The sequence below is a fragment of the [Lactobacillus] rogosae genome (genome assembly GCA_900112995.1).
In the GTDB taxonomy this organism is placed as follows: Bacteria; Bacillota; Clostridia; order Lachnospirales; family Lachnospiraceae; genus Lachnospira; species Lachnospira rogosae.
Genome location: FONU01000026.1, coordinates 36,479 through 42,751 on the forward strand (window position 1 = coordinate 36,479; position 6,273 = coordinate 42,751).

The window sequence follows — 6,273 nt, forward strand, 5'->3', positions numbered from 1 at the left end:
TCCGTGTAGTAATTTAATTAAATGTCTCTGTTATATATACCTGTCTTGCATCTCCCTGACGCTTTAAATATTCTTTACAATTAAGTGCTGTCTGCTCATCAGGAAATATTCCAAATACTGTAGGACCACTTCCACTCATCATAGCATTGTATGCACCCTGACTTATCATATCCTTCTTTATCTTATCTATAACCGGATACAACGGAATAGTCACATCTTCTAACACATTGCCCATACGCTCGGCAATCTTTATTACACTGCCCTCATTAATTGCCTCTATAATTCCATCTATATCAGGATGCTTTGTGATTGCACCTGAATCCAGACTGTCATACACCATCTTAGTCGATACATTAATAGGTGGCTTTGCTACAACCATATGACAAAATGGCATAGGTGCAAGTCTTGTAAGCTTCTCTCCTATCCCTTCTGCAAGTGCAGTTCCTCTCATAATACAGTATGGAACATCAGCTCCAATCTTAACTCCCTGCTCCATAAGCTCCCTGTTAGAAAGTCCAAGATTGAACAGCTTATTGATAGCAAACATAGCAGAAGCTGCATCTGTACTTCCTCCAGCCATACCTGCTGCTATCGGTATGAACTTATTAAGGTCTACCTCTATTCCCCCCGAAAAGCCATACTCATCTTTCATAAGCTTGTATGCTTTATATATGAGATTATTCTCATTAACCGGAAGAAACTTAAGATTAATATCAATCCTTATATCGTCTTCTGGTATCTTATTAATTATAAGACGGTCATATATACCTACTGTCTGCATAACCATTCTTACATCGTGATATCCATTATCTCTCTTTCCTAACACATCAAGTCCAAGATTAATCTTGGCACGTGCCTTTAATCTAATTGAGTCCATATTCATATCTCCAATATTGTATACATACATCTATTATATAAAACAGATTGTACAAAATCAAGTACATACTTTCAATTTCATATGATTATTACTAATCACCAGAAAATATATCCTGCAGAATGAATTATATATAACTATGATGCCATTTTTATTAACAAAAAATTCCCGAAACCAGAACAATCCGGCTGGCTTCGGGAACATTTATAGGGAGCACAATATTTACTTGTAATCTGATTAATTAACTGTCTGTATATTTGAAGAAACTTTTATATCTGAATCAGCCTCATTAAGAGACTTTACCTTTTCGTCTGAATTATTGCCTTCATCCTGTGTCTTTTCTATTTTAATAGTTGATTTCTTCCATATTCCTGTCCAATAGAGTATGTAGAGTATCAATGCTGATGTGGCATTACTTACAACTACCGCATACCACACACTCTCAACGCCCATTCCAAGCACATTAGCACATACCCACAATGTCAGGAACCTGAATATCCATATTCTTGTCGCATCAACTGCCATTGTTATCATGGTATGTCCACAGCCCTGAAATAACCCCTGCGTTACATTATAAAATGCATTCGTCCAGCAGCATATTGCCATAATTGACAGGAACTGTGTCGCAAGAGGCACTACCTGTTCATCTGATGTGAAAAATCTTACCATTGGTTCTGCTATGAATCTTCTTGAAAGTATCATTCCACATATGAATAAGAATACAGCTCCTATTCTCAGTGCAATATGGTATGACTTATCAGTTCTTTTAATATTGCCTGCACCCATATTCTGACCGACTATTGTAGATATTGCAGAGCCTATTCCACTTGCCGGCATTGTAATAATACTGTTAATCTTATTACCGATACCATAAGCTGTTGTAGCTGTCGGACCATAGGCATTAACATTTTTAGTCATAAGAAGAAATCCGAACTGCATTGTACTTCCACCTATTGCAGTTGGCAGACCAATTTTTAATATAGCAAGCACTTTATTTTTATCAAATTTGAAGTTCTTAAAGTTAATTCTGACAAGCTGGTTATTTCCCCTAAGTACAAGAACTCCAATAATCGCACTCGGTATCTTAGCAAGCAGTGTAGCAAGTGCCGCACCACCTATTCCCCAGTTGAATATAACAAGGAATAATGGGTCAAGTATCAGATTGATAGATACCCCAAGTATATTAAGAAGCAGAGGTCTTACTGTGTCGCCCTGTGCCTGCTTGACCGAAGTAAACAGATTAATCATAAAAAGAAATGGAAGGTCTAACACTACAATTCTTATATATGTAAGTCCATATCTATATATTTCACCCTCAGCACCAAGCCATTTTACAAGTCCTGGTGACACAAGCCAGCATATAAATGCACATACAACCGAAAATCCAAGCGATGTTATACATATATGATTAGCCATAGAGTTCGCCTGTTTGTCTTCTTTCGCACCAAGGTACTGCGATATAAGAATAGCACCCGCTGTCGTTATGCCTGCTCCAAAGTTAATAAGAATATTCTGGAATGGTGACACAAGCGTTATAGCTGCCTGATTAGCTGTTCCTATCTTTCCAAGCCAGAACGTATCTGTAAGATTATACATTGACTGTATAAAGCTGTTAATCATAACTGGTATTGCCAATGTAAGAATTGCCCTGATAAGATTCCCGTTAAGAATCATATCTCTCTTGCCAGCACTTATTGGTCGTGCCATATTTAATCCCTTCTTTCCCAATAATCTATTGCATTTTTTCTCTTTTTTATATAATATATTAGCATAAAAAACAGTGATTTCCACTTATAAATACTATTATTTAATTAACTTTACAGAAAATGTATCCTAATTTCTTACATAAGTATTTTTATAAATACTTTTTTTACACTGGAGGCTTAATATGATACAGGATATGCAGAAGAATTTTGAAATCAAAAAAATTAAACGCTCGGCATTTAAAGCTAAAAAGGTTCACTCACACCCTTTTCACGAACTTTTTTATCTTGCCCGCGGTGAATGTACGGCATTTATCAGCCACAATATATACAAATTCCACCACGGAGATATTGTAATCGTCCCTGCCGGAACAATCCACAAGACTGATTATACAGGAAAAGGTATGCACGAGCGAATTGTAATAAGCTTTAAGCCAACCGTCACAGAATGGCTCAACAATGTTGTCGGCACGGATATCGTGTCTGATGTTATGCAGGCAGGTGTTATCTCAATACCAGAAAAACGAAGAGATTATATAGAAAGCCTTCTTGAAAAGCTCCTCTTTGAAAATGAAGGACAGGATCCTTTATCTCCCGGCTTTGTAAGCGTTGCACTCGCCGAGCTTATGCTTTTTATAACCCGTTGTAAGAATTATGAAGAAAATGTAATAAAAGAGATTGACGTTAATAACAGAATTATGCAGGAGGTTGCAACTTACATTTACAACCATTACAGCGAAAGGCTTATACTTGAAGATGTGGCGAAAAAATTCAATCTCAGCCGTTCGTATCTTTCAAAGAAATTCAAGAGCGTTACCGGCTTTGGTTTTAAAGAATATATAATAAATGTCCGCATACAACACGCCTGCGAACTTCTTCTTAACACTAACAAATCAATAACTGATATTGCATTTGAGTGTGGTTTTAATGACAGTAATTATTTCGGCGATGCTTTCAGGCGTACCAAGGGTATTTCACCTAATAAATACAGAAAAAATAAAGAACATATGTAAATAAAGCCTTACAAACAGCCGATTATATATATAAAGCCACGGATGGTTTTATCAGATTGCTTTTATAAGCATTTAACTATTAATTATTACAAATTGTGCGTATGCACAGAAACGGAGGAATAATATGGAATTAAACGGAGTTAATTCTTATTACACAGGCTATGCTTCAACAGCCAGCCAGACTAATAAAGACAACAAGACATCAGGAACAGCTTCTACTAATAATTATTCAGATACTGCTGCCACTTATGAATCTTCTAAAGGCCAGACTGTTTCATCTGCTACATCAAAATCAACCAATCCTTCTTTAGTAGCACAGTTAAAAGCTGACTCTGACAATCGTATGCAGCAGTTACAGTCACTCGTAAGCAAGATGTTTGAAAAGCAGGGAATTACAATCGGAACTGCTGATGATATGTGGAAAGTACTTGCCAGCGGCAACTTCACAGCAGATGCTGATACAATTGCCAAGGCTAAAGAAGATATTTCAGAGGACGGATATTGGGGAGTTAAACAGACATCATCAAGAATCTTTGATTTTGCAATGGCTCTTGCTGGTGATGATGAAGAAAAGATGCAAAAGATGAAAGCCGCTGTAGAAAAAGGCTTTAAGCTTGCAACCAAATCATGGGGCAAAGAACTTCCAGACATAAGCAAGAATACATACAGTGCTGTTATGGACAAGTTCGATGATTATTTTGCTTCCAAGAAGACATCCACTGACACAGAATAAATCATAACCAACACAGAATAATATTATAATAACAAAGGCAGGAAAGTAAGAACCTCTTAAGCAATAACTTAAAGTTTCTCATATTCCTGCCTTTTTATTTTCTTTAATTGATAATCTAATTCTCACTCCACGAATAGTAGAACTGTATAAGTCCTATTCTTGAACTTGTATCGGTCTTTTCATTGATAGCTGAAATGTGCCTGTACAATGCAGACCTTGACATACACAGCGTGCTGGCAAGTTCGGATACATTTCCGTCCGACTCTGTTAATACCTGAAGAACCTCTTTTTCCCGCTCTGTAAGTGAATATGCCTGAACAAATCTTTCTAATTTATAATTTACAGCAGGTTCAGTACTAACCGGCTCTTTAACACTAATTACAAGCTGTGTAGAATAAGCATAAATAGCAACGCTTATTAATGCAAATAAAACAAGTGCGACAACGCTTATTATCATTGTGTTTGCACTTGATAAAAGCAGTACTGATGTAAAGCTTGTTATAACTGCTCCTGCATTATTGACTGCCCTGCCCATTCCAGCCCATAATTCTGGAATATCTGTATTGTATGAGAACTGAATAAACATTGTTGTAAAGTATACAACGAAAAATCCAGCCGACATATAAAATGCAACAAGTCCTATCATAAACGGACCACCAAGTTCTATTACTGCCACACACATAACTGAAAGAAGTGTGACACAGTACATAATAATATTAATAAACGCTCCTTTATTAATTCCAAACACATATCCTGCAACAAGACCGCTTACAGCAAGGATAACTCTTGGTGTTTGTCCAATATCGACACTTCCTTCCGCGTGTACAAGTGTTACGGCATTATCAAGTGTTGAAAATATACAAGTCATAAGTGCAACTATAATAATAAGCGTTATCCCTGCTGTTTTCTCATTCTTATAGACAATATACGAAGCTCTTCCATCAGCCGCTCTGGCACTATTAGCAGCCATGCTGTCAGTTCCAAAGCCGTAATACACAAGCACTATAAGCCCCACGCACAGCATTATACTTTCAGCTAAGTTATTATTAACGATATTATTAGCAATAAACTGTATAAGCACTCCAAGTGCATATGCAATTCCTATCGCATAGGATACCGGCATAGAATAGTTGCTTATATTAACTGCAAGTGAATAGTGCACAGCACTTCCTACAATTCCCATTATCGCAAAGAATACACAACCGCTTATGAATATTGAGACATAAGAGCTGTGTGTACCCATAACTGCTATACATATTATGCCAGTTATTACTACACATACTTTAAATATGTGCAGTAACAGCATATTATTATTCTTTCTGTATACACGCTTTAACAACGGATACATAAGAAATCCGGCAACACTTACACCCAGAATATAATTCTGTGCATTTACTACTCCATTTGAATTTATAACATATAACATCATATTATCATACATATATTCTGTACCAAGGAATACATAATTAAATAATGCAATAATGATAATGTTAATCATTGGTACTTTATTCTTCATATTAATCTCCATTTCTAATTCACGCAATCCTTATGAATACATACAAAGTTCCGCAAGGAACTTTTAAGATGAGCACTTTTGTGCTCATTATACCATATGTCCTGCGTTGCTTTTCCACGCATCCGAAGTTTCGAAGAAACTTCTAAGTGACTACGAAGTAGTCATATTATACCATATTTTCGTGCAGCCTTTCAGCACATCCGAAGTTTCGAAGAAACTTCTAAGTGACTACAAAGTAGTCATATTATACCTTATTTTCATGCAGCCTTTCAGCACATCCGAAGTTTCGAAGAAACTTCTAAGTGACTACGAAGTAGTCATATTATACCATAATTTTCGTGCAGCCTTTCAGCACATCCGAAGTTTCGAAGAAACTTCTAAGTGACTACGAAGTAGTCATATTATACCATTGCTTTTCTCACAAGTAAAAGCTT

5 protein-coding genes are annotated in these 6,273 nt (G+C 36.4%); 2 read left to right on the forward strand and 3 right to left on the reverse strand.

Translation table 11 applies throughout. The features are described from left to right. Positions 1-13: 13 nt before the first annotated feature. Both ispE and BM157_RS11205 read right to left on the reverse strand, forming a co-directional pair. A complete protein-coding gene (gene ispE / locus BM157_RS11200; protein WP_022502389.1) occupies positions 14-877 on the reverse strand; it encodes a 4-(cytidine 5'-diphospho)-2-C-methyl-D-erythritol kinase in 864 nt (287 codons plus the stop codon). Between the two features lie 234 nt (positions 878-1,111). Continuing rightward, positions 1,112-2,581 (reverse strand): MATE family efflux transporter, encoded by a 1,470-nt coding sequence (locus BM157_RS11205; protein ID WP_082421656.1) that lies wholly within the window; start codon positions 2,579-2,581, stop codon positions 1,112-1,114. A gap of 181 nt (positions 2,582-2,762) precedes the next feature. On the opposite strand from BM157_RS11205, the gene BM157_RS11210 reads away from it, so the two are divergent. Together BM157_RS11210 and BM157_RS11215 are read left to right on the forward strand one after the other, a co-directional pair. Next, positions 2,763-3,590, forward strand: coding sequence for a helix-turn-helix domain-containing protein (locus tag BM157_RS11210; RefSeq protein WP_055176898.1), 828 nt, complete (start codon positions 2,763-2,765; stop codon positions 3,588-3,590). A gap of 124 nt (positions 3,591-3,714) precedes the next feature. Next, the gene (locus BM157_RS11215) at positions 3,715-4,323 is read left to right on the forward strand and encodes a hypothetical protein (protein ID WP_090141192.1); all 609 of its coding nucleotides are present in this window, start codon (positions 3,715-3,717) and stop codon (positions 4,321-4,323) included. A gap of 115 nt (positions 4,324-4,438) precedes the next feature. On the opposite strand, the gene BM157_RS11220 is transcribed toward BM157_RS11215, so the two are convergent. After that, a complete protein-coding gene (locus tag BM157_RS11220; RefSeq protein WP_055176893.1) occupies positions 4,439-5,839 on the reverse strand; it encodes a helix-turn-helix transcriptional regulator in 1,401 nt (466 codons plus the stop codon). Positions 5,840-6,273: the final 434 nt, after the last annotated feature.